The 21,363-nt window shown below is 39.4% G+C and carries 25 protein-coding genes; 21 read left to right on the forward strand and 4 right to left on the reverse strand.

Annotated features, from left to right (window positions below; all coding sequences use genetic code 11):
• The first annotated feature begins 24 nt into the window (after positions 1-24).
• From MKY42_RS08200 to MKY42_RS08235, 8 genes are all read left to right on the forward strand, one after another.
• The gene (locus MKY42_RS08200) at positions 25-429 is read left to right on the forward strand and encodes a hypothetical protein (RefSeq protein WP_179265433.1); all 405 of its coding nucleotides are present in this window, start codon (positions 25-27) and stop codon (positions 427-429) included.
• A 430-nt stretch (positions 430-859) separates the two neighbouring features.
• Positions 860-1,210: a hypothetical protein gene (locus MKY42_RS08205; protein WP_179265432.1), complete on the forward strand. Its 351-nt coding sequence runs from the start codon at positions 860-862 to the stop codon at positions 1,208-1,210.
• Positions 1,211-1,304: 94 nt separating this feature from the next.
• Positions 1,305-4,511 (forward strand): S-layer homology domain-containing protein, encoded by a 3,207-nt coding sequence (locus tag MKY42_RS08210; protein ID WP_339850318.1) that lies wholly within the window; start codon positions 1,305-1,307, stop codon positions 4,509-4,511.
• 404 nt (positions 4,512-4,915) lie between these two features.
• The gene (locus MKY42_RS08215) at positions 4,916-5,224 is read left to right on the forward strand and encodes a hypothetical protein (protein WP_179265430.1); all 309 of its coding nucleotides are present in this window, start codon (positions 4,916-4,918) and stop codon (positions 5,222-5,224) included.
• A gap of 433 nt (positions 5,225-5,657) precedes the next feature.
• Entirely contained in the window at positions 5,658-7,385 is a 1,728-nt protein-coding gene (locus MKY42_RS08220) for a serine hydrolase domain-containing protein (RefSeq protein ID WP_339852805.1), read from the forward strand.
• Positions 7,386-7,514: 129 nt separating this feature from the next.
• The gene (locus MKY42_RS08225; RefSeq protein WP_090894742.1) at positions 7,515-7,808 is read left to right on the forward strand and encodes a hypothetical protein; all 294 of its coding nucleotides are present in this window, start codon (positions 7,515-7,517) and stop codon (positions 7,806-7,808) included.
• Between the two features lie 214 nt (positions 7,809-8,022).
• Positions 8,023-8,562, forward strand: coding sequence for a phage integrase N-terminal SAM-like domain-containing protein (locus MKY42_RS08230; RefSeq protein ID WP_339850324.1), 540 nt, complete (start codon positions 8,023-8,025; stop codon positions 8,560-8,562).
• 35 nt (positions 8,563-8,597) lie between these two features.
• Entirely contained in the window at positions 8,598-9,134 is a 537-nt protein-coding gene (locus MKY42_RS08235) for a tyrosine-type recombinase/integrase (protein ID WP_339850327.1), read from the forward strand.
• Positions 9,135-9,292: 158 nt separating this feature from the next.
• On the opposite strand, the gene MKY42_RS08240 is transcribed toward MKY42_RS08235, so the two are convergent.
• Together MKY42_RS08240 and MKY42_RS08245 are read right to left on the reverse strand one after the other, a co-directional pair.
• Positions 9,293-9,679, reverse strand: coding sequence for an aspartyl protease family protein (locus MKY42_RS08240; RefSeq protein ID WP_091002191.1), 387 nt, complete (start codon positions 9,677-9,679; stop codon positions 9,293-9,295).
• Positions 9,676-9,936: a hypothetical protein gene (locus MKY42_RS08245; RefSeq protein ID WP_091002190.1), complete on the reverse strand. Its 261-nt coding sequence runs from the start codon at positions 9,934-9,936 to the stop codon at positions 9,676-9,678. Before MKY42_RS08245 ends, MKY42_RS08240 begins: the two co-directional genes overlap by 4 nt.
• A 228-nt stretch (positions 9,937-10,164) precedes the next feature.
• Between MKY42_RS08245 and MKY42_RS08250 the strand changes: the two genes are divergently transcribed.
• The 9 genes from MKY42_RS08250 (at position 10,165) to MKY42_RS08290 (ending at position 17,035) form a co-directional block, all read left to right on the forward strand.
• Positions 10,165-10,872, forward strand: coding sequence for a hypothetical protein (locus tag MKY42_RS08250; RefSeq protein ID WP_339850336.1), 708 nt, complete (start codon positions 10,165-10,167; stop codon positions 10,870-10,872).
• Positions 10,873-11,083: 211 nt separating this feature from the next.
• Complete coding sequence (locus MKY42_RS08255) at positions 11,084-11,407, forward strand: hypothetical protein (protein ID WP_339850339.1); 324 nt, start codon at positions 11,084-11,086, stop codon at positions 11,405-11,407.
• The gene (locus tag MKY42_RS08260; protein WP_339850342.1) at positions 11,407-11,838 is read left to right on the forward strand and encodes a Cthe_2314 family HEPN domain-containing protein; all 432 of its coding nucleotides are present in this window, start codon (positions 11,407-11,409) and stop codon (positions 11,836-11,838) included. Before MKY42_RS08255 ends, MKY42_RS08260 begins: the two co-directional genes overlap by 1 nt.
• Positions 11,839-12,029: 191 nt before the next feature.
• Complete coding sequence (locus tag MKY42_RS08265; RefSeq protein ID WP_090894744.1) at positions 12,030-12,272, forward strand: hypothetical protein; 243 nt, start codon at positions 12,030-12,032, stop codon at positions 12,270-12,272.
• Positions 12,273-12,650, forward strand: a complete 378-nt coding sequence (locus MKY42_RS08270; RefSeq protein WP_179265426.1) for a retropepsin-like aspartic protease — start codon at positions 12,273-12,275, stop codon at positions 12,648-12,650. It abuts the gene before it with no gap.
• Between the two features lie 354 nt (positions 12,651-13,004).
• Positions 13,005-13,772 carry a GNAT family N-acetyltransferase gene (locus tag MKY42_RS08275; protein WP_179265425.1) on the forward strand — a complete coding sequence of 256 codons (768 nt, stop codon included), beginning with the start codon at positions 13,005-13,007 and terminating at the stop codon, positions 13,770-13,772.
• 320 nt (positions 13,773-14,092) lie between these two features.
• Positions 14,093-14,842 carry a metallophosphoesterase family protein gene (locus MKY42_RS08280; protein ID WP_090894756.1) on the forward strand — a complete coding sequence of 250 codons (750 nt, stop codon included), beginning with the start codon at positions 14,093-14,095 and terminating at the stop codon, positions 14,840-14,842.
• A 173-nt stretch (positions 14,843-15,015) separates the two neighbouring features.
• On the forward strand, positions 15,016-15,483 hold the full coding sequence (locus tag MKY42_RS08285; RefSeq protein WP_179265424.1) for a hypothetical protein: 468 nt from the start codon (positions 15,016-15,018) through the stop codon (positions 15,481-15,483).
• A 739-nt stretch (positions 15,484-16,222) separates the two neighbouring features.
• Entirely contained in the window at positions 16,223-17,035 is an 813-nt protein-coding gene (locus tag MKY42_RS08290) for a stalk domain-containing protein (RefSeq protein ID WP_179265423.1), read from the forward strand.
• A gap of 58 nt (positions 17,036-17,093) precedes the next feature.
• Here MKY42_RS08290 and MKY42_RS08295 read toward each other — a convergent pair whose 3' ends face one another.
• Complete coding sequence (locus MKY42_RS08295; protein ID WP_090894765.1) at positions 17,094-18,794, reverse strand: DUF4127 family protein; 1,701 nt, start codon at positions 18,792-18,794, stop codon at positions 17,094-17,096.
• A gap of 494 nt (positions 18,795-19,288) precedes the next feature.
• On the opposite strand from MKY42_RS08295, the gene MKY42_RS08300 reads away from it, so the two are divergent.
• Both MKY42_RS08300 and MKY42_RS08305 read left to right on the forward strand, forming a co-directional pair.
• On the forward strand, positions 19,289-19,417 hold the full coding sequence (locus tag MKY42_RS08300; protein WP_256221938.1) for a helix-turn-helix domain-containing protein: 129 nt from the start codon (positions 19,289-19,291) through the stop codon (positions 19,415-19,417).
• Positions 19,369-19,584 carry a hypothetical protein gene (locus MKY42_RS08305; protein ID WP_090894768.1) on the forward strand — a complete coding sequence of 72 codons (216 nt, stop codon included), beginning with the start codon at positions 19,369-19,371 and terminating at the stop codon, positions 19,582-19,584. Before MKY42_RS08300 ends, MKY42_RS08305 begins: the two co-directional genes overlap by 49 nt.
• Positions 19,585-20,159: 575 nt before the next feature.
• On the opposite strand, the gene MKY42_RS08310 is transcribed toward MKY42_RS08305, so the two are convergent.
• Positions 20,160-20,417, reverse strand: coding sequence for a helix-turn-helix transcriptional regulator (locus tag MKY42_RS08310; RefSeq protein WP_090894770.1), 258 nt, complete (start codon positions 20,415-20,417; stop codon positions 20,160-20,162).
• A gap of 142 nt (positions 20,418-20,559) precedes the next feature.
• On the opposite strand from MKY42_RS08310, the gene MKY42_RS08315 reads away from it, so the two are divergent.
• Positions 20,560-20,748, forward strand: coding sequence for an aspartyl-phosphate phosphatase Spo0E family protein (locus tag MKY42_RS08315; protein WP_339850354.1), 189 nt, complete (start codon positions 20,560-20,562; stop codon positions 20,746-20,748).
• A gap of 33 nt (positions 20,749-20,781) precedes the next feature.
• Complete coding sequence (locus MKY42_RS08320; RefSeq protein WP_339850356.1) at positions 20,782-21,084, forward strand: hypothetical protein; 303 nt, start codon at positions 20,782-20,784, stop codon at positions 21,082-21,084.
• The last annotated feature ends 279 nt before the right edge of the window (positions 21,085-21,363 follow it).

The following is a 21,363-nucleotide window of genomic DNA, read 5'->3' on the forward strand; positions in this document are numbered from 1 at the left end:
CACAAAACCTAATAAGGAGAAGCTATGAACGAAAAAGCTAAAGGCAAATTAAAAAAGCAATTTCTATTCATCGTTCTATTTATTTTTATAATCGTAATTCAAGTAACTACCAATAACTTAGCATATCATCCTCCTGCATGGACAACTGCGTTATCAATTTTTTGCTTTATTATATTTTGTATACTTGGCCTTGTAACATACCTTGATCTCAAGAAACAAGAGCAGTTCAACACAATTGGACAAATAGTAGATGTGAATAATAACATCGTAATAGTCAAAGGATTGGGACGAGGTAATACCAAAATTAAAATAAATGATAGTCACATCGTGAATATGATGCAGCCAAATGAACTGATTGAAATAACGAGATTAAAATATTCAAAAATGATAACGAAAATAGTATATAAAGACCAAGAGATCTATCCTTGAATTAGCATTGAAGAAGTGTGATATTTTACATAAAAACAGAGGATATATCTTCATACACAAGCATGATGGATATATATTACACTTAGTAGTAATTTTGTTGAATTATTGATGATGAGGATAGGGACAGCATATACACTCGGTTGATGCGGTGAAGGGGAGATAGTAAGAGTTTACAACAGTGATTTCAAGATGCTAACAATAGCACTTTATAAATAGATAAATAGGTTGAAAGTTCTAAAAAATAGTTCTTTAAGCACAGGAAATCTCTTCGATAATGTCACAAAATGGGTTATTATGTACCATGTAAAGGAGATATAGTATCCATTGAATATAAGAACATATTAAATTAATTAGTTATTGTCTAAAGTTCAGAACTCTGACTATTCATTTACAAAATCAGGTTTAATTTAAAATTGAAGATGGAAGTAGATTGGGCACAACTTTAAATAGTAATGATTGCAAGAGAACATTGAATAAAGATGCAGAAATGCTATCGTTCTGGAACGGGATTATTGATTATTCAAATTCCAATGTACAGTTTTGTGGGGGAGTTGAAGACAGCGGCTCATACGTGCAAGCCCTTTGTACAGCAAGCTGTGGTGCGGCAGACGAGGGTCTAGGAAATGATGAGACAACGCATCGCTATACAGCTTATGGAACTGAAAGATCCGTCCGCAGCGAGCACCCAACCGATGAGAAGATAGAGCTGGATGCAATAAGCAGAAAAACGGAACTTAACGCTTTCCCCCGGATAGACCACGTATTGCTTCGGCAAGATTGATTTTTCAAGTAAATCTAAAGGTCTGATCTCTTTTTCACGGAGCATATTACTCTAGAAATTCAGGATTAAATCTAAATGATAGGGGAAGTATTTAATGAAGAAATTATTACGTAAATTGATGGTGCTGCTTACCATTGCATTAACCTTCCAGACGGGACTGGGGAATTATATCACGCCGATGTCCTTTGCAGCCGCGGGTCCTGTATTGTCTGTAACTGGAGGTTCGGCTTCATTCGTGGCTGGAGATAATTCGTCCTCAACTCCGGTCGCTATCGACTCCGGCATAACGGTAACCGCGGATAGCAGCACTACCCTTGAAAGCGCAATAGTGGCGATTACAGGCAATTTTCATGCTGGAGAAGATGTACTGAGTTACATCAATGACGGGCTGACCATGGGGAATATTACAGCCAGTTATAATGCATCTACTGGCGTGCTGACGTTGACATCCGCGGGCGCCATTGCAACGTTGGCGCAGTGGCAAGCCGCTTTGAGATCAATTACTTATACAGATACAGCGATCACGCCAATTACGGCGACGCGTACGGTTAGCTTCACGGTGACGGACGGCGTCAATACAAGTAGTACGGCGACACGAACTGTAACGGTGACGGATACCGACCAGACACCAATTGTGACCACGAGCGGTGGGTCGACCCATTACATTTCTGGGAATAGTACAACTTCGACTCCGGTCGCTATTGACGGTGGTCTGACGGTATCAGACCTGGACAATACGACATTGAGCAGCGCAACGGTTAGCATCACGAGCCATTTCGAAGCGGGAAAAGATGTACTGGGTTACACCAATGATGGGGCGACTATGGGAAATATTACGGCGAGTTATGATGCTCTCACTGGCGTGCTGACGCTGACGTCTACAGGTGCAACTGCAATGTTGGCGCAGTGGCAGAGTGCGTTGAGGGGAATTACGTTCTCGAGCACGAGCGCAACGCCAGGGCAACGCATCATTAGCTACGCTGTAAGCGACGGAATGAAGACCAGCGCTGCTGCTACACATACAGTGGAAGTAACTGTGATCGTGCCACCCAGTCTGACCACAAGCAGCGGTTCGACTTCATTCTTGGCTGGAGATAACGTGATCTCGACACCGGTCGCTATCGATTCCGGTATAACGGTAACCGCAGATAGCAGCACTACCCTTGAAAGCGCAACAGTGGCGATTACAGGCAATTTTCATGCTGGAGAAGATGTACTGTCCTTCACTAATAAAGGGCCCAGCATGGGAGATATTACAGCCAGTTATAATTCATCTACTGGGGTGCTGACGCTGACATCAGCGAGCAGCACTGCAACGTTCGCGCAGTGGCAAGCCGCGTTGAGATCAATAACTTATATAAATACAGCGATCACGCCTAATACGGCGACGCGTACGGTTAGCTTCACGGTGACGGACGGCGTCAATACAAGTAGTACGGCGACACGAACTGTAACGGTGACGGATACCGACCAGACACCAATTGTGACCACGAGCGGTGGGTCGACCCATTACATTTCTGGGAATAGTACAACTTCGACTCCGGTCGCTATTGACGGTGGTCTGACGGTATCAGACCTGGACAATACGACATTGAGCAGCGCAACGGTTAGCATCACGAGCCATTTCGAAGCGGGAAAAGATGTACTGGGTTACACCAATGATGGGGCGACTATGGGAAATATTACGGCGAGTTATGATGCTCTCACTGGCGTGCTGACGCTGACGTCTACAGGTGCAACTGCAATGTTGGCGCAGTGGCAGAGTGCGTTGAGGGGAATTACGTTCTCGAGCACGAGCGCAACGCCAGGGCAACGCATCATTAGCTACGCTGTAAGCGACGGAATGAAGACCAGCGCTGCTGCTACACATACAGTGGAAGTAACTGTGATCGTGCCACCCAGTCTGACCACAAGCAGCGGTTCGACTTCATTCTTGGCTGGAGATAACGTGATCTCGACACCGGTCGCTATCGATTCCGGTATAACGGTAACCGCAGATAGCAGCACTACCCTTGAAAGCGCAACAGTGGCAGTCACAGGCAATTTTCATGCTGGAGAAGATGTACTCAGTTTCATCAATGATGGGCTGACCATGGGAAATATTACAGCCAGTTATAATGCAGTTACTGGTGTGCTGACGCTGACATCCGCGGGCGGAACTGCGACGTTGGCGCAGTGGCAAGCCGCTTTGCACGCAGTTACTTACAATAATACAGCCATTACTCCTATTACGACGACGCGCACGATCAGCTTCACCGTAAGCGATGGTACCAATAATAGCAGCAGCGCAACAAAGAGTGTTACCTTGCATGCATTAAGCAGTTTAAAGGCCACTTCGAATACGTTAAGCGTACCGACCGGGCAGACGGCATCCGTAGCGATTACAGCTATTTTTTCAAATCAGGCGCATATAGATGTGACCTCATCGGTAACCTGGACTGTTCGGAATCCGGCAATCGCTAATGTTACCAGCGGGAGGGTTACAGGTAAGACGCCGGGCAGTACTGTCGTAAGTGCTGTCTATGGAACCCAATCGGTAGATATAAACGTAACAGTAACCGGCACGCCAGTTTCGGGGTCAGAATCTTCTTCGAGTAGTTCAACCAATACAAGCAACTCAATCAATACGGACACCCCGGCCGAATCGAACCCTTTAACGCCGCCTGCTCAGGAGACCAAGACTTTTTACGCTCTTGTTGAAATTGATCGGCTCGCAGCTTATATACAAGATGCATTGGGCGGAAACTCTGTAACGTTCCAGGACGCGGCGTCCCATTGGGCTTCCAAAGATATTTTGTCGGCCGCCAAGCTAGGTATAATTAACGGCTATCCAGACGGCAGATTCAGACCGGATGCTTCTATCACGAGAGCAGAGTTTAGCACACTTCTCGTCAAAGCATTTGCCTTACGTTCAGGAAGCGGAACGATTGAGTTACGGGATATTCAGACTTCCTGGGCTCGAGACTCTATAGAAATTCTTGCTTCCAATGGAGTGATCAACGGTTACTCTGACGGAACGTTCCACGCTGATCACAGGATTACTCGAGCCGAGTTGGTTTCCATGATTTCGAAAATCCTGATTTTTCAGAACATTCAACCTGGCGATGCCGCAACATTCGTTGATGTAGCACCCCAGCATTGGGCTAAGGAGATCATTGAATTGGCAGCTAAGGCCGGAATTATCGAGGGGAAGGGCCAGAATCGGTTTGAACCGGACGCTAACCTCACGAGGGCGGAAGCCTTAACGGTTATAATGCACATGCTGAGAGAGAATCCAGCGATAAATAAATTGCTGGGTTAACCATGAAATAGCTTATAGCTTTTAAATTTGAGCAGATGTAAGACAAAGATTTGTCCCCCTCATTGTAGCAGGTATATAGAGAAAACCTGCTACAGTGAGGGGGCATTTTTATGTGTACAGATTTCCAAAAAGGACTATCAAGTTAGACAGAATGAGATTTTAATAAAAATCTAACCAGATTATGCTTAATGGATTGCTTTGGAAAGCCAAAATGGTGCGCCCTGGGAGGATTTCCTTAAACGGTTGGGTTCGTAGATATACTAACGTTACAAAAATGATAACGAAAATAGTATATAAAATCCAAGAGATCTATCCTTGAATTAGTAATCGAAGAAGTGTAATACTTTCCATAAAAATAGAGGATATATCTTCATATACCTCCAATGTAGAAGGAGAGAATGTAAATGAACAACATAAATTCTCATCATTGCAACCTAAATATAAGGTATGATCTGCCTGATGAGGTGTGGGATAAAGTTTCTAAAGTATATGAGAATATGCCAGGGTGGATGGGTTATAAAAGTGGAATTCCATATTGGTTTGGTACTGAAGAGGATGATGTCTTCATTGAAGCATCCGTTGAGCCTAGTGGATTATCATTTTATGCACAGATGAATAATGATGATTGGACTTCTTGGATAGAAGCATTTAAATTGAAAGCGTCAAAAATATTAGGTTTTGATGTTGGTGAACCTGAAGATGGATATATGTGATAAATGAAGGATATTTATAAAAAATAATAATGCGAGTAAAGTCGTTCGTTGCAATGGATCATTTTAATGTTATGTTGATCCGGATGCTAACAACGAAGGAATAATCACATTACATATCGTTTCTGAGGAGAAGAATTCGAAGGCTGGACCAAAGAATATATAGGATACAGAAGAGTATTAACACCGAAATGGAGCGATGAGATCATCACGCCCAAATTAATAGATGAAATTCTTTGACCTCTATCCTGAATGGAGTGTAATTGCATTTAAAAAAAATTTAGATTCATGTGGACTTTTTTGAAAACGCATACGTGAAAACAAGAGTATGTAAATATCATTTAAAATAAAAGGAGAGAAGCTAATGCAGATGAGTCGTGGATATCACACTGTAAACAAAGTAATCGCTTGTATTCTGTCATTCATATTTATCATTATGGCAATAGCGGCACCTGTCCACGCTGAAGAAGAACAGGTTGAGACTACACCATCCAGGATTCCTTTATCCAAGTTAGAGGAAACGATTGATGCTTATGTTGCCTCGTATGAGAAGTATACCGCTGCTGTCTCGGTTGTGGCTATCAAAGACGGAAAAACCATTGTGGATAAGGCATATGGTTACGCGGATATGGAGAATCAGCGAAAGGCGGATACATCTACGGTTTTTGAATGGGCTTCGATCTCTAAGCTGTTGGTCTATACGAGTGTGATGCAGCTTGTCGAGCAAGGAAAGCTTGATTTGGAGGTGGATATCCAAGAATATCTACCAGAGGGATTTTTCAAAAAGCTGAAATACGATGAACCGATTACCCTAATGAACCTGATGCATCACAATGCGGGTTGGGAAGATCAAACATTGACCGAAGTGTATTATTACGAAGAGAATGAAAATTATGATTTGGGAGAAACGTTGCGTGAAAATGAGCCGAAACAGATATATAAGCCGAATAGCGTCGTCGGTTATTCAAACTATAGCGTTGGATTAGCCGGTTACATTGTGGAATTGGTAAGTGGCCAACCTTATTATGAATATGTTAATCAACATATTTTTGAACCTCTTCATATGAACGACACTACGGTTCATCCAACGGGGCAAAATCGTCCAGACCTAGTGCAAAGAAGGAATGAGATCGAAGGGTATACGAAAGATTTGAAACGGATCCCTGAGAACAGAGTATTCGTAACGTTCTATCCTACAGGGGCAGCGATCGGGACAGCAGAAGATTTAGGGAAATTCCTTGCAGCGCTGATGCCTGTTGATGATAGCCATGTATTATTTGCAAAGAGGGATACGTTAGACGAAATGTTGTCAACAAGTCTATATTATGATGAGACTTCTATTCCGCGATTTGCGCACGGGTTCGTTGAGATGGAATACGTGGTGCCTACGCTGATGCATGAGGGGAATTTAAAAGGATTTTCAAGTAAAGTTGTCTTTGATCCAGCATCCAAATTTGGGATGGTGGTCATGACAAACATTGCGTTTGAGGAAATCTATTATTATGGACTTATTAGCAAAATCTTTGGTAATAGTACATACGTTAGTTCCGTTACTTCTGAAGGTGGGGGATATTTTCAATCCGCACGACGGGCTTCTTCTAGATTTACTGATTTATTCAGGCAGCTTGATATAACCAAATTTTCAAAAGCGGAGTTAAGTAGTCTGTATAATGTTGTCGAGCATAATGGGGTTGTTGAGAAAATTTCCTACACTCCTTACATGGATTACTTGCCTGTATCGAATTTGAAGGTGAACTTGATTGTAATATCTTTTATTCCTGTTGCGCTAGCCATCATTTTCAGTTTAAGTGTGTTGATCGGCTATTTAATCCGGATGCTTTTTTACAAACGAAATAAACGGGGAAATCATCCAACCCATTTTGTTAAATATTATCTTGCCATTAATTTTGCAGGTGCGGTACTTCCTCTTAACCTTTTCATCATACACACGAGACTCCCAAGTTATCCCACTCATTCTTCGCTACGGATCAATTTATTGTTTAATTTACTTTATGTGGTTCTAGCAGTGGCGTATCTTGGCTTGCTTATGTTCAAACTTCGGAAGAGCAGTTACAGCAAAAAGCAAAAGCTGATGTACATCATGTCTGGCATCTCGGCTTTCATCTTGGCTGCTTTTATTCTGGGATGGAATTTGTATGTTTAGAAGGGCAGAAGCTAAATGGATAACTTAAGCATATTGATAGATGCCATGGTTAGACTTCGTAATTCCGATCTTAGGGTGCGAGATGTCAAAGGTGAGCTATTCATAGATTAGGGATAAGGTGGTCAAAGAATGGAAACTAAAATTTTGTTTGGAGTTGGTTTAGTCTTTGAAACACCTGAATTCGGAATCATCGTTATGGGGGCCAATGAAGAGTTGGATGAACTTCTTCCGTCAACAATCAAAGAGATGATCGGTGACCAGATTATCATCAAAAAAACGGATGGGGAGGAGCAAATACTTGAAGTTGTCTCTACTCAAATTAACCATTCTATATCCGGCAAGAAGAATATCGGTATATGTTTGGGGAAAGGGATTTCCCCAGACGAAGTACCAGCTGGTTCAATCGTCTACTGTTATCGATGAGGACAAATTGATCAGTAGGTATGCTTTGTTGAAGCTACATGGAGTGGCAATTTTTTATTGCACTGGCTGTGCCCATCTTTACTTTTAAACATCATAAATGTTCCGAAAGCATCGGAAGGTTATCTGATTCCCTATATGGGATGTAGAGATCCTTCTTTTTTTATTTTTCAAAATTGCTGAGAAAGACATAGACTCAAACAAAGGAGAGTTTCCTATGAACGATGATACTACAACCGAAGAGACGATCACCATAACTAAAGGTTCTACTCATTCATTGCATATTCGTTGTCCCTATAACCATGCATATATTCAGCGCATTCGCCAGATTACGGGCAGAAAGTGGGAACCCAAACAGAAAATGTGGATCATACCCTACACTATTGCGGCCATCCAGGAGTTTACGAGCCAGTTTGATCCAGATGAAGTTCAGATTACCCCGGAGTTGTGGGTTGACAATGAAGAACTGCAGCAATGGAAAGCTAATAGGGGAAACAAGCAGTGGAGCAAAGAACCGTTACAGAAGGCACTAAAGTTACGAGGATATAGTCGCAAAACGATCAAAGCGTATTATAAACAGGTCGAGCGTTTTCTAAGCAGCCTTAGCCTTAAAAATAAGGATGTCACTACTTCCAATGTTCAGATGTATTGTTTAGGTTTGCTGGAGCGAGGAATTTCCCATTCAAGCGTGAATCAGACCATTAGCGCGCTCCGCTTCTATTGCAAACATGTGCTCCATCACCCCATGGATCTCTAGTATATTCGTCCCAAGAAGCAGACCAAGCTTCATAAGTGTTGTCCGAAAAGGAAGTAGTTGCTCAATTACTCAAATCCGTAACCAACCCTAAACATAAGGCCATATTGTTTGTGACCTATTCTTCCAGGCTTCGTGTAGGTAAAGTTATGCGTCTGCGTTGCAGTGATCTGGATATTGAAAGGAAAACACTACTTGTGAGACAGGGGAAGGGGCAAAAGGATCGGAGGACACTTCTTTCAAATCTCGCCTGGGATATCGTGCAGGAATACATAGATGAATACAGACCCAATCGTTGGCTGTTTCCGGGGCAATCTTCTGATCGACATCTTACTGAGCGGAGCGTGCAGAAGTTGTTTGAAGATGCAAGACGACGTGCTGGAATTGTGAAAAAGGTAAGTATTCATGCGTTGAGACACTCCTTCGCCACTCATTTGCTGGAAAACGGGACAGACCTGCGCTACATTCAGGAGTTACTTGGTCATACGAGTGCACGTACAACTCAGCGATATACGCATGTTAGTACGAAAAATATTCAACGTATTCAGAGTCCATTGGATCGTATGGACATGTGAGATTTCCTCATTTATCTCCCTTTTTCACCAAATTTTTCTTCGCATATATCGCCTCATAGGTTATCATATACGTAGTTCAGATATCATACAGGATGTGTGGTATTTACGAAGTACATAAATTAGATGTTATACGAAAATTCTTGAAAAGAAAAAAGCAGTTAGGATTTCCTAACTACCATATCTTTAAAATCGATATTCAATTGCAAAGTCGATAAAAAATCAACACCTAAGATTCCATCAAAACCATAAGGTTCTTTTGTTTGTCCAAGCTGAATGACGAAATCATTTAATATATGGTGGTTTAAGGTCAACGAGTGAACGGGCTGTTGAAATGAAAGTTCACTTTGACCTCCAATTCCATACATTCGAACAGCACGACCTTGTATAGGATCAATGGTTAGGCCAGTAGGTTCGATTAAATCAATATCAAAGATGGTAGTTGCACATCCTGTATCCAATAATACATTGGGAAGCAAGACAGATTGATTTTGATAAGTGAATAAAACTTCAATAATAGGAAGGCCATTAACTAATCTTATTTTCATCGAAGACCTCTAATTCCAATGAATTCTTGTTCTTGAACTTCGATGTTCTCATTGGCGGTGTGAAAGATATAGTACTCACGTGAAGGTTCAGAAGAATGATGTTTTTTGTAAGCATCCCAAGCAAGCTTAGTATCTTTATAATCATTAATGACAGAGAATTCTTCAATATTACGCATGTTATTAGCTGAGTAGGCTGAAATTGCTTCAACAAGAACCCAACGATCAGGAAACTGAACTCTAGCCTCAGACCATTTCATATCCTTTCCTCCTTTGATTCTTTACTTTTAATTGTACGTAGAATAGAGGAGAAGGGCAATAAAGAAGTTTAAGTGTAGTCAAAGGCGTCTGAATCTTCGTATAACATAATATTCACGCTGCGGACATTCGTCCTTGGTCCGGCATTCGCCTGACACCCGACATACGTCGGGTCGTGAATACAGGAACGTTAGCTGAAATTAACTAAAAGCAGAATTAGGAGACAAAACATGGAAGACATATTTATACAATCTGCAAGTGAATTAAAAAAAATGTTCACAACTAATGATAATGGATTCAACCCACTACTTATAACACTATTGTCAGGTGGATTTGGTTCAATTATCACATTAGTGATAACCTATTTTATGACATTAAATCGGGATAAAAATCAGTATAAACAAAGCAATAGGACTTATATTGTGGCTGAAGAAATTGATAGTTTAGGTTCAAGATTAGAAGGCTATAACAATGTCCATGACAAGGATTTAAGGATTATTGAAACCGATAATTTCATTGAATTAGATCAATTAGTACGGGATGGAGTGGTTCAAGGGGAGTTATTGAATTATCTTAGATTGAGAAATCTAGGCCCAGCGATGGTTATACAGTGTAGTATTGCACTTGAGATAGAGAGCAATCAAACAATCAAGGAAATTAAAAAAGTTGTTCCTATTTTTTTGAGTGATCAAGAATTATTTATTTTTGCTCAATCTCTAGAAAACCATCCGCATCCTCAATTGCTTAAGAGAGCAACTGTTGTATATAAGACAATTGCAAATGAGGAAATAAAGTATGTGTATGATGTAAGACGCGAACAAGGTAAAACAATATGTAGAGAACAATATTACGTTAAATCTCACTTTGGATATAAACTGTTAAACATATCAGAAGTAGATCAAGTGAGCTGGATATTTATTAATCATTATAGAAATTAAACGAACATTAAATGATACTAGATTATCCAAAGAAGAGTTAACTCAAGCTACCATCATGTTCACGCATCGGGTCATCCGGTTTTCGGCTCTGCGGGGGAACTTTGGGGAAGTGATGGCAGCCAACAACCCTACTGGCTAAGTCCCTCGAACCACAGTGACTGCTCATGAATACAAAGATGTTAGCTGAAAATCATGTAAAGGATGAGATTAAATGATTCATGAATATTTAGAATATCCAACCAAAGAACAGTGGATTGATATAGAAGAGCACTCAAAGATTAATCATTTATATCTCGATATAAAGCGGCCGGAAATCACTGACTTTTTTGCTCTGTTTACAGAACACGAATTGGCAAGTTGGGTTAGGTTATTTAATAATAGATTGGGTCAATCAAGAACAAGTTATATCTTTTTTATGCACTACTACAATAAAGGAATTCCTGATAAAGAATGGTATATCTCACCGGGAAGGAGGGACAATCAATTCAGTATTTCCCTCACTTTACGAAAGATGAAACAATTAATTATAAAGTAATGTTTGATTATTATGTTGATGCTTTCTATTATAAGTTTTTTTCAGCTTGGGATACTATTTTTCATATCATTAATATTCAATACCAATTCGATATAGAAACAAGTAAAGATTTTAATCGAAAAATATTAACGAATCTCAATAGTGTAAATCCAGTTTTAAAAAGACAAATTAATAAAACCAATAATTCTAAAGCATTTAAAAGATCAAGAGTACTTAGAAATGATATTACACATAACTTTGCACCGAACGATATCAGTTCTGGAATAAGTAAGAAAAAAGAAAATGGGAAACTGAAAAAAATAAGTTTTGGAGTCGGAAATTATACGCCATCAAATGAATTTGTTGAAAATATAGATGGAATAATTGAAGAATTTATCAAATTTTTAAATGTATTTAAGAGAAGTCTTGAGGCTACTGAGAAGAAGGGATAAACTTCAGCTAACATAATATTCAAGCTGCGGCTCCGATGGAGCCTGGGTCTGCGAGAAGGATTTCGAAGAGGAATTTCAGCAGCCAACCCCTTCGGGTTTCGTGAATACAGGAACGTTAAGTGAAATTCCAGTGAGAGCTAAAGGCTTGTAAAATGGTATAATATAACCATCAAAACAGAGGAGGGACAATGATGAAATGGCAAGAAGTTCAACAGATTTTCCCGAACCAATTCGTAAAATTCGAAGTTCTTCATTCTGAAGAAACAGACAATCACGAGATCATTGATGATGTGGCCGTGATTGGCCCGATCAGTGATGAAGAAGCGACTCGCGAATTATTGAACAGTAGAGACAAAACCTTGGTTTACCATACATCCAAAGATCAAATCGTTGTGAAGGTTCGGAAAAATATAGGATTAAGGAGAAATCTTTAAATGAATATTGAATATAGAGATGGGCTGTTATTCACGGAAATAACAGTCCATTTTAATAAGCAGAAGAAAGTGATATCGAACATCGTGATTGATACAGGAGCCAGTCATAGCTTGATTTCACAAGATGAAGTGGATGAGATTGGGATACTAGTGGGTATGGACGATGAAATTATAACCAGCTACGGAATTGGAGGTAAAGAGCATGCTTTCAGTAAGCGAATCGACGGTATACAGGTAGGAGATTTTATTTTAAAGGATGTATACATAGACTTTACTTCATTTAAATATCACAACATTAACGGACTTTTGGGACTAGATGTACTGACGGAAGGAGAATTTGATATTGATCTAAAGGAATTTAAATTACTTCGTTCATAAGAGATAAAAGACATAAGAGATAAGAGATAAAAGACATAAGAGATTGAGTGGTGATTCGAGGAAGACAGGAACATCACTTAACAAAATATTCAAGCAGCGGCTCCATTGGAGCCTTGGTCTGCGAGGTGGATTTCAAGGGGAGGCATTTCAGCAGCCAACCCCTTCGGGGTTCATGAATACAAGAACGTTATAAGAAATAACCGCAAAGAATAAAACCTTTCATCAAAGCTCAGATGTACTTTAAGTTAAACCAGCTTAATACATTTTTGAACTTCAACGAGCTATCTGTATGGTAAAGTGTAGATTATCAGTAATTTTTAAGGGCAACTTGCTTGAATGTGGAGGGGATAATTGGTGTTAGAATTAGCGATGAATGAGCTCGAGACTGCTCGCTTTTTATGCAGCGGTATAAGTAATACAGTTCTTTTTGCAAATATAGAAGGAAAGATAGGAAGGACATGGATTGATAGTAAGAAGAAGCCCACTTACTCCGTAATTATTGCAGGAGATTTCGCATTCTTACTTGGAAGTGTCGAAGCATTGAAAGAAGTAGATGTTCCATTGCGGTTTGTTCTTGAAGAATGCAGGAGGAAAATCATAATTACAAATGAGTTTTCTTGGATATCCCTTTTATCTCAACATTACTCAGATTCATTTCAAAAGTTTAACCGGTATTCCTTTAAGAAAGAACCGACTTTCCAAGTAGAACAGTTAGAAGAGAACATAAAAATGATAGATACTGCTTTCAAAATCGTACCCATAGATGAACATAATTACCCAATGGTACTGCAAGATCCCTTTATGGCAGATTGTTGTTGTTTCTTCTCTTCCTTAGAAGAATTTATGCAGCATGGAATTGGATTTGTTATTCTCAAGGATAATCAGATTATTACTGGTGCTTCTTCTTATACTTATCATGAAGGGTGTATTGAAGTTACAATTGGGACACATCCCTTGTACAGGCGCCAAGGTTTGGCACTAGCTTGCGCATCAAGATTGATTCTTGAGTGCATGAGCCGAAATATCCACCCAAACTGGGATGCAGCCAATTTAGAGTCAGTTGCTCTTGCAGAAAAATTAGGTTACAAAATGGAAAAAGAATACGAAGTGTACTCTATATAAACAGTCACACTATGGGGACGGCGTTAAGATAACAGGACACGGTAGTTGAGTGTTGCAAAGAAAATACTTGTAGGTAATTCAAAGAAGGCCGATACATCTTATAACAACATATCTACGCTGCGTCGCTATCGCTCCTTGGTTTGCCCGAGGATTTTCGAAGAAGTGGATTCAGGCAGACACCCCTGCAAGGCTAAGTGGCGGAGCCACCCAGTCGCTTTGCTCCTTTAAGCCTTTCGGGTTCGTAGATACATGAACGTTATGAGAAATTATTGCAAGAAAAAAATCAAAGATAAATAAAAATGATTGAAGGAGAAGCCTAAATGAAGATTGCAATTCTAACTGATATTCATGGTAATTATCCGGCATTGCGTGCCGTATTCTCTGATATTGATTCCCGCGGGGATATTGAACATACATATTGTCTGGGTGATATGATTGGCATTGGTCCTAATTCTAACGAAGTGCTTGAAGAGATAATGAATCGAAAGGATGTAACGGCGGTTTCAGGTAATCATGAAGAAGCGGTTTTAAAACTATTGCAAGGGAAGGATACCTTGCCGGGTCATGAAATGATCGCTGGACATCATAAGTGGGTAGGTAAGAATCTCAAAAATGAAAATATCAAGTTTATAGAAGATCTTCCTCAAACATTAGATGTTGAAGTAGGAGGGCAAAAAATATTAATAACCCATTATCATATGAATCAAGAAGAAAGAGAAGTAATAGATGAGAGCCCGACAGGATTGGCATTAGACGCAAAGTATAAAGGTTCACCATACAATCTCGTTTGTTTTGGTCATCATCATCCAATCCATTACTTTAAGACAGATCAAAGAGTTTATTTGAATCCTGGAGCTTTAGGTTGTAATGAGCATGCGATTGCAAGATACGCGGTAGTAGAACTGCAAAAAAGAACAATGAATATACAACTTATAGGAACCACATATGACAATAAAGCATTTTTGGAGTCTTTTGAACAGTTACAGGTTCCAGACAGAGAGTTTATGATAAAAGCATTTCATGGGAATCAACTTGAGAGAGATTTCAAAGATGGCAATAACATCTCATAACATAATATTCAAGCAGCGGCTCCTTCGGAGCCTTGGTCTGGGATGGACTTCGAGGAGGAATTTCAGAAGACAACCCCTTTGGGGTTCATGAATACAGGAACGTTATAGGAAATCAGCAAACACACGAAGAGAACTTGTTTTATTCAACATATTTTTTGAGAAGAAGTGATTGAGTGAATAAAGACATTCTACTTGAATGGGACAGTAAGCATAGTGCGATGAAACGCACGAAAGAAAATTACTGGAAAACCTTTAGGAAGTGGCGTGACGAGAACAAAAGCGATTATCATGATACTTTTATGGGAAAGTTATATGATGAATTTATAAGTCTTGAAGAGCGTGCTATATACCTAAAATATAGTTTTAATACAACAGAAGCCGTGCTATTTTGCTCGATTAATATCTTTTACATAGAAGAGCAAATAGGAACTTATGATATAGAGTTCTTTTTGAACGGTGAGATCGCTGATGATTACCTGGATTTTGGAGACGTATTACTTAAAGATCGTATGATTAAAGTAAAGTATAATTTGAAGACTGCAAGAAGCGCCTTAAAACTGGGATTTGAAGTATCAGATATTTTGAAAATCACAGAAATTCCACTCAAATATATAGAAATATTAAAAGAAAAATATAGTTGATATAAAGGGAATGGTATAAGAAGTATAAGTGATTCGAAGAAGCTGCTGACATTCGTCCTTGGTCCGGCCTTTGCCGGACACCCGACATGCGTCGGGTCGTGAATACAGGAACGTTATAAGAAATCATTGTAAGAAGAACTAGAAGGAAATTAAATACAGAAACTAAGGGGGAATGGATAAGATGTATAAGAACATTTACAATTTAACTATGACGTTCAAGAATCCTCAGCATAGATCCAAGCTTAACGATCTATCTGTTCAGAAGCAGATTCAAGCATTAGTCACTCAACTTAACACTTATTATCGGAGCGCAACTAAACAACAAGTTAGTCTTAAAAAACACTTGAAAATTTCGTTTGTAAATAATGAAATGCTAATCACTCTTAGCACTGAAAAGCCTCTACCTAATCCTCAGAGACGGGGACAATGTTTGCGGCAGTTCTCAATACTTTTGTTAAAGAACGGATTTGATCAATTTCTTACTTCCTATAACCCAAAGAAATTATTATTTACATAAGAGAGGAAATACGTGATAAAAGTAGTACTTGTTAAGCGATTGAAATCCTGAAAATTGAATTACTTGCATAAAGATTTGTTTTGGCGGACATGGTTAAGTTCTTGTAAGAGGTAATTTTCATATAAACTACATTAATTTGAAGTTTTATCATCCAAATAGAAACATTTTCTCTATGTATCGCGTCTAAACTTACAAATAAGCTTAATTTTAGGAGGATTACAAATGTTCAAGAAAATATCTCTTACAATGTTGGCAGCTTCTATGCTTGTCCTGCCTAACTTCAGCTCATCTAGCTTTGCTGCTGATACACCAATCACTATAGACAGTGGTATTTTAAAAAACAATCGAGTACTCATCCCGCTAAGAGCTGTTTCTGAAAACCTAGGGGCAGACGTGAAATGGAATCAACAACAAAAAACCATTACCATTACTAAAGAAAATACAGAAATGGTTCTCACCATTAATTCAAATAAAGTAATGCTTAATCAATCGGAGATTCTATTGGATGTTCCAGCAGAACTAAATTACAATTCCACATATGTACCTGCTCGTTTTGTAAGTCAAACTTTAGGAGCAGACGTAAACTGGAATCAACAAGCGAGTCAGGCGACGATTACGTTAGATGGGAAGCAACTCCAAGTAACCATACAAAAACCACAAGTTCAAATTCCAAATGCAAAAAAAATCACGGATAAGCAAAGACAGGTATTCGTAAACAAATTAAATGAAGCAACGGATCTATCATCAATTAAGCAAATCCGAGCGACCTTCAGCCCATATTTTACGGATAAATTTATCAATGAAATCATTCGTAGCAAAGGGTTGAAATATGATTTTAAATTTACAACAGTTTATCAATCGGCCATCAGTTATACCAACACCAATACCGCCAAATTAAGCCAGTCTTCGGGTCCCGATTCTAAATATGCTCCTAATGAAACACTCTACAGAACAGCTAAGCTTGTATATACCAGTAAAGGCTGGAAAGTGGATGGGGTAGATTTCTCTTTGATCAAAGAAGTATTGAATCCGTAACACTACTTAACAAGAATAAGACGGCTCCACATAGGAGCCGTCTTATTCTTGTTTGTTATTACTGTAGCGTTACTACAGGATTCAACGTAACTTCAAAAGCCCGTTTCCAGAGATAATCAGGATCTCCGTATGCAAGTGTTGAATTGGCATATCCTGCAAACGACCAAGTTCCTCCCGTAATTTGTCGTACATTATAAGAAGTTCCTGTACCGTTAATAAGGAAAGCACTTTTTCCGGAAAGTGTCGTTCGATGCGTTTGCATTCTGTTTCGCAATACACTTTGCAAATGTGAATAATCTGCAGGACTATTAAATAGAAGCATATTCTGATCCGCAATTGTAGCAACATTAGTATATAGCGAATTCGCTCTAGAGTAGGTACGAATTTCGTCAATAGCAACCGTTTTGTAATAGTAGTCTTTTAAGAAACGTTTGAACAAGAGAGAACCGTGTGCATTTACTGCTGTGCTAAGCGCATTGAGATCTGTTTCAGTGACCAAATATGCATATCGTGCTTGTCCCATTCCTAAGGCTATACCGATCTTATTTCCTGGTGTATTCCAAGCACTGTAACCTAAGATACGTCCGGTGTGTTGACTACCCAACAGTCCTTCTGTGACCGTAGCGTTTGCTGAACCTCCTCCAACAAAATCAATTACCACGGTCGGAACGCGATTTGTACTATTAGCCACAATTCGATTGACGGCTGCTGTAACTTGAGCAGCATCTGTAACCCCAATGATTTCGACAGTTGGTGAACTGCTCACGGACTGACCGCCAACAATATCAATGTGACGAAGAATATTTTGGTGCACATCCATATATTCATACTGACTAGTAATTGTGGAACCATGAGGGCCGAAGTACTGAACTGTATACCTTGGTCTTACCCCATTAAGATATAGCTGATTTGCCATTCTGGCCATCAAGGCATGACCCAATCCATCCGCATCAGGGAGAATAATTGCTCGGTCCGGATTTTGGCCGTTTGTACCACCAAGCCAGGCGTTAATACGACCCTCAACAAAATTAATCTCATTAATCTGCACCCCTTGGGTATTCGCATCATCAACTCCTACAGCTAGAAAATCAATATATCCTGCCTGTGCTAATTGCTCTAGAATGTAACGATTACTTTTAAATTTATGTTGTCTAGTGTTGTAGTACTGTTCTTTATTGAAGTTTGTAGTACTACCATATGAACCGGTAGGCGACAAATTGTAACCTGCAATAATATCTGCAAACTGTGAAAAACTTCTTCTCGGCTGCAACATAAACGTACGTGATTCATTGTAAGCGGCAAAAGACAGTCCGCCTGCAAAGGCAGTTGTAGCTAGACGCATAATTGTATCTAACACATAGATTGGCTTACTCGGATAAGATTGTTTTACTAGTCGAATAACATCCAACAGATCCGTTGTGGCACTATCGTAGGCCGGGTAAGCTCCCCCAGGACTCGTACGCAATCGTCTACTAGCAATGAGACCTCCGTAGGCAAGCATATCTGAAGATATAATAAACCCGTCGACAGAGGCAGCATTATTTAAGATGAACTGACGGATATTCGCCGGATTTCCGTAAGTCGGCGAAGATGTCGAGACCAGTGTGGATCCAGAAGCTGTCTTTTGGGAATCCAGACGGTTTGTAATATCACTTAAATTTGGGGTAATTACGTTAATTCCTGCTGATCTACCTAGCACGATGACATCATCCAAATTCACTGGTCTGTCATCCAACGGTACATACAATACATTCTTCATATTCCTATACTCCCTTAGTTTGATATAGGCTCAATAACAAGGGAAGAAAGAAATGAAAAGGATCTCTTCCCCAATCCCATCTCATTTCTATTTGTTTGTGCCTTCACTTATAAGGTAGTCTGTAGCCCTAAAATACAACCTGAAATATAAAAAAACATAAATTCGTTTTTTAACCGCCTTTTTTTAGACTTCTAAAAATGAGATTTGAGATATAATCAAAAAAAGAACATTTGTTCCTTTTAAATCTTTGAGGAACATAATCACAATTTTAGGAGGGATCACAACTGGGAGAACAACAAACAATCTACCAACGTTATAAGGAAGAACTATATCGAATTGGATGGAGAGTACAATATCGTGCTAAAAATATTAAAAAAAGGGAGCTTCCTATATATAATGATCAAATTTTAAATACTAATTTTACTAAGCATGCGGAAAATAAAATATTAGTGGAACAGATATTAAAGTATCTTCCTGAATCAGGAAAATATGTGATGATTAAGTTATACATAGAAGGTTATTCAGAAAAAGAAGTTGCGAGTCAAATGAATATAAGTCAACAGGCGGTGAACAAATGGAAGAAAAAGATGCTCAAACATTTATCAGAGACAGTGAATTTGTAAGTATTTTAGGAGCAGCAAAGGACAAAGATGCTGAATCTATTCTTCTTCTCATTGATTTATTCAAAGAAGACATCAAACTTATCAGTAGATATATCCGGTTACCCGAAGAGGAAGCTGCTTCAGAAATCATTTGTGAATTCCTTGAATTTGTTTTAGATCATTCTTAGTGGTAGATATAAAGTTTTGGTCAGGCAGATTTGCATTGCATCATCAGAAGAAAATCGTTCTCCGATGAGTTACAGGAAAACGGTTTTTAACCATTCATTAAACTAATGGGGCAGGACAGTTAGTTAAACATAAAGAAGAGGACACATCCCATTTAAAGGGAGAGTCCAGTTCTTTTTTTTGTACATCTAATCCAAGAATGTCATGGTATCGCACGGAGCGATTTATTTTCTAATTTAGGCAATAGGAACGTATCATATTTAGGTAAAAAGAATGTATCATAGTAATATTGAAATTCTCGACTAATTTCCTCCCTTAGGTCGTTTAAGGCAGTGAGGGTTCGTGAATACAAAAATGTTATAGGAAATCAGCAATACAAATTTTAAGTAGGGAAGGACTCATAACTTGAATGATTCCTATGAGACCATTTCAGAATAAGTTGACTTTTTAGCATATAGGTTTATATTTTTTTATGCTAAACAATAAAATAAACATTCACAATATATGAGTTTATATTTAATTAATTATTTGCAATTCATTTCCTAAATTTTTTATGGGTATAGCAGTAACTCACAAGCTATACCCAACCTTTTTCTTCCCCAAGCAAATACCCCACAGAAACCTCCAAAGCCTTAGCAATCATCACCACTTCATAATCCTGAACAAGACGATATTGACCTTCTAGACGCGAAAGACTTGTCTGACTGATATCCAAACCCAATGTTTGCAGTCTGGCGAGGAACTCTCGTTGTTTGATGCCCTTACTTTTACGAATAGCTACGACTCGGGAGCCGATTATGTTTTTATCGCCAGGTGGTTCTTGTCTATGCTTCATTATGTACACCCCTCATTTCAACCAAATTGTATGAGAAATAATAGTTTTTTTAATGCAAACCGATATTCGCATTAAAATTGACTGCTCACGTCTAGTCTTAACAAGACATAGTGCAGTTTAGACCCATCAGAGAGGTGGATGTATGAGCCAGTTGCTTGACTTATTGGAAGAGGAACGGCGCAAACTTAATCAGCTAGGTGAGGCATCCTTGAAGCAAGCGATTCCGTTGTGGGACAATCCCGAGGTTCAGGAACAGAGCCGAAGGGTGGATGAACTGGTGGCACGAGTGAGTGAAATGAAGGCGAGACATCACCGAGTTGTACGAGGATGAGCGAGGTACATAATGCTTTGGGGAGGGGAAGCAATGGATTTTCCGCCGTGGTTGCAACAAGCGATCCAGGCAAGGTTAGATGAAGTATCTGCCAGAATCGAGCATGACCCTGAATTGAGTCGTGTACGTGAGAAAAAGGACGAAGCGTTCGAAGGATTGTTTGCTGGCAAGGATATCGAGCAGACAGCTGAATATATCGAGTGGGAAAATCGTTATATTGTCAGCAAAGGCATAGAAAATGAGCGGTTGTATATGCAGGGACTACGAGATGGTATTCAACTCACAGTATCCTTACTGGGTCAGTCGATGCCAGAGGAGACCGATACAGAGGCTTGATCCACTAAGGCGAACCCATAAGTCAGGCGAAGCTACCTTGATCTTAATTTAAGAACCGGAGCGGAAGCGTGAATCTAGCGCTTCCGCTCCGGTTTTAATGCTCTACTTTTCCAAATTCTAAATTACAAATTATTACTTCGATGCAGATTGTAACGTTATATATGTATACAGCTGCACACCATGAATTAACTCTGCGAAGGCTTGGAAGGAGCTGATAAAGGAAAGGAGGGCGTTGAGTATGTGTTAAGTTTAAAGAAACAAAGGCAGAAGTGAGGTGTG

The organism is Paenibacillus sp. FSL W7-1088 (assembly GCF_037969855.1).
Lineage (GTDB): Bacteria > Bacillota > Bacilli > Paenibacillales > Paenibacillaceae > Paenibacillus.

Bases quoted from the DNA above. Each gene is read 5' to 3' on its own strand.
- MKY42_RS08200 (WP_179265433.1), top strand. From the start codon at position 25: ATGAACGAAAAAGCTAAAGGCAAATTAAAAAAGCAATTTCTATTCATC.
- MKY42_RS08310 (WP_090894770.1), bottom strand. From the start codon at position 20,417: ATGAAGCATAGACAAGAACCACCTGGCGATAAAAACATAATCGGCTCC.
- MKY42_RS08230 (WP_339850324.1), top strand. From the start codon at position 8,023: ATGAACGATGATACTACAACCGAAGAGACGATCACCATAACTAAAGGT.
- MKY42_RS08255 (WP_339850339.1), top strand. From the start codon at position 11,084: ATGATTCATGAATATTTAGAATATCCAACCAAAGAACAGTGGATTGAT.
- MKY42_RS08215 (WP_179265430.1), top strand. From the start codon at position 4,916: ATGAACAACATAAATTCTCATCATTGCAACCTAAATATAAGGTATGAT.
- MKY42_RS08225 (WP_090894742.1), top strand. From the start codon at position 7,515: ATGGAAACTAAAATTTTGTTTGGAGTTGGTTTAGTCTTTGAAACACCT.
- MKY42_RS08305 (WP_090894768.1), top strand. From the start codon at position 19,369: ATGGAAGAAAAAGATGCTCAAACATTTATCAGAGACAGTGAATTTGTA.
- MKY42_RS08240 (WP_091002191.1), bottom strand. From the start codon at position 9,679: ATGAAAATAAGATTAGTTAATGGCCTTCCTATTATTGAAGTTTTATTC.
- MKY42_RS08260 (WP_339850342.1), top strand. From the start codon at position 11,407: ATGTTTGATTATTATGTTGATGCTTTCTATTATAAGTTTTTTTCAGCT.
- MKY42_RS08300 (WP_256221938.1), top strand. From the start codon at position 19,289: ATGATTAAGTTATACATAGAAGGTTATTCAGAAAAAGAAGTTGCGAGT.
- MKY42_RS08265 (WP_090894744.1), top strand. From the start codon at position 12,030: ATGAAATGGCAAGAAGTTCAACAGATTTTCCCGAACCAATTCGTAAAA.
- MKY42_RS08320 (WP_339850356.1), top strand. From the start codon at position 20,782: ATGGATTTTCCGCCGTGGTTGCAACAAGCGATCCAGGCAAGGTTAGAT.
- MKY42_RS08270 (WP_179265426.1), top strand. From the start codon at position 12,273: ATGAATATTGAATATAGAGATGGGCTGTTATTCACGGAAATAACAGTC.
- MKY42_RS08220 (WP_339852805.1), top strand. From the start codon at position 5,658: ATGGCAATAGCGGCACCTGTCCACGCTGAAGAAGAACAGGTTGAGACT.
- MKY42_RS08280 (WP_090894756.1), top strand. From the start codon at position 14,093: ATGAAGATTGCAATTCTAACTGATATTCATGGTAATTATCCGGCATTG.
- MKY42_RS08250 (WP_339850336.1), top strand. From the start codon at position 10,165: ATGGAAGACATATTTATACAATCTGCAAGTGAATTAAAAAAAATGTTC.
- MKY42_RS08245 (WP_091002190.1), bottom strand. From the start codon at position 9,936: ATGAAATGGTCTGAGGCTAGAGTTCAGTTTCCTGATCGTTGGGTTCTT.
- MKY42_RS08295 (WP_090894765.1), bottom strand. From the start codon at position 18,794: ATGAAGAATGTATTGTATGTACCGTTGGATGACAGACCAGTGAATTTG.
- MKY42_RS08210 (WP_339850318.1), top strand. From the start codon at position 1,305: ATGAAGAAATTATTACGTAAATTGATGGTGCTGCTTACCATTGCATTA.
- MKY42_RS08290 (WP_179265423.1), top strand. From the start codon at position 16,223: ATGTTCAAGAAAATATCTCTTACAATGTTGGCAGCTTCTATGCTTGTC.
- MKY42_RS08315 (WP_339850354.1), top strand. From the start codon at position 20,560: ATGAGCCAGTTGCTTGACTTATTGGAAGAGGAACGGCGCAAACTTAAT.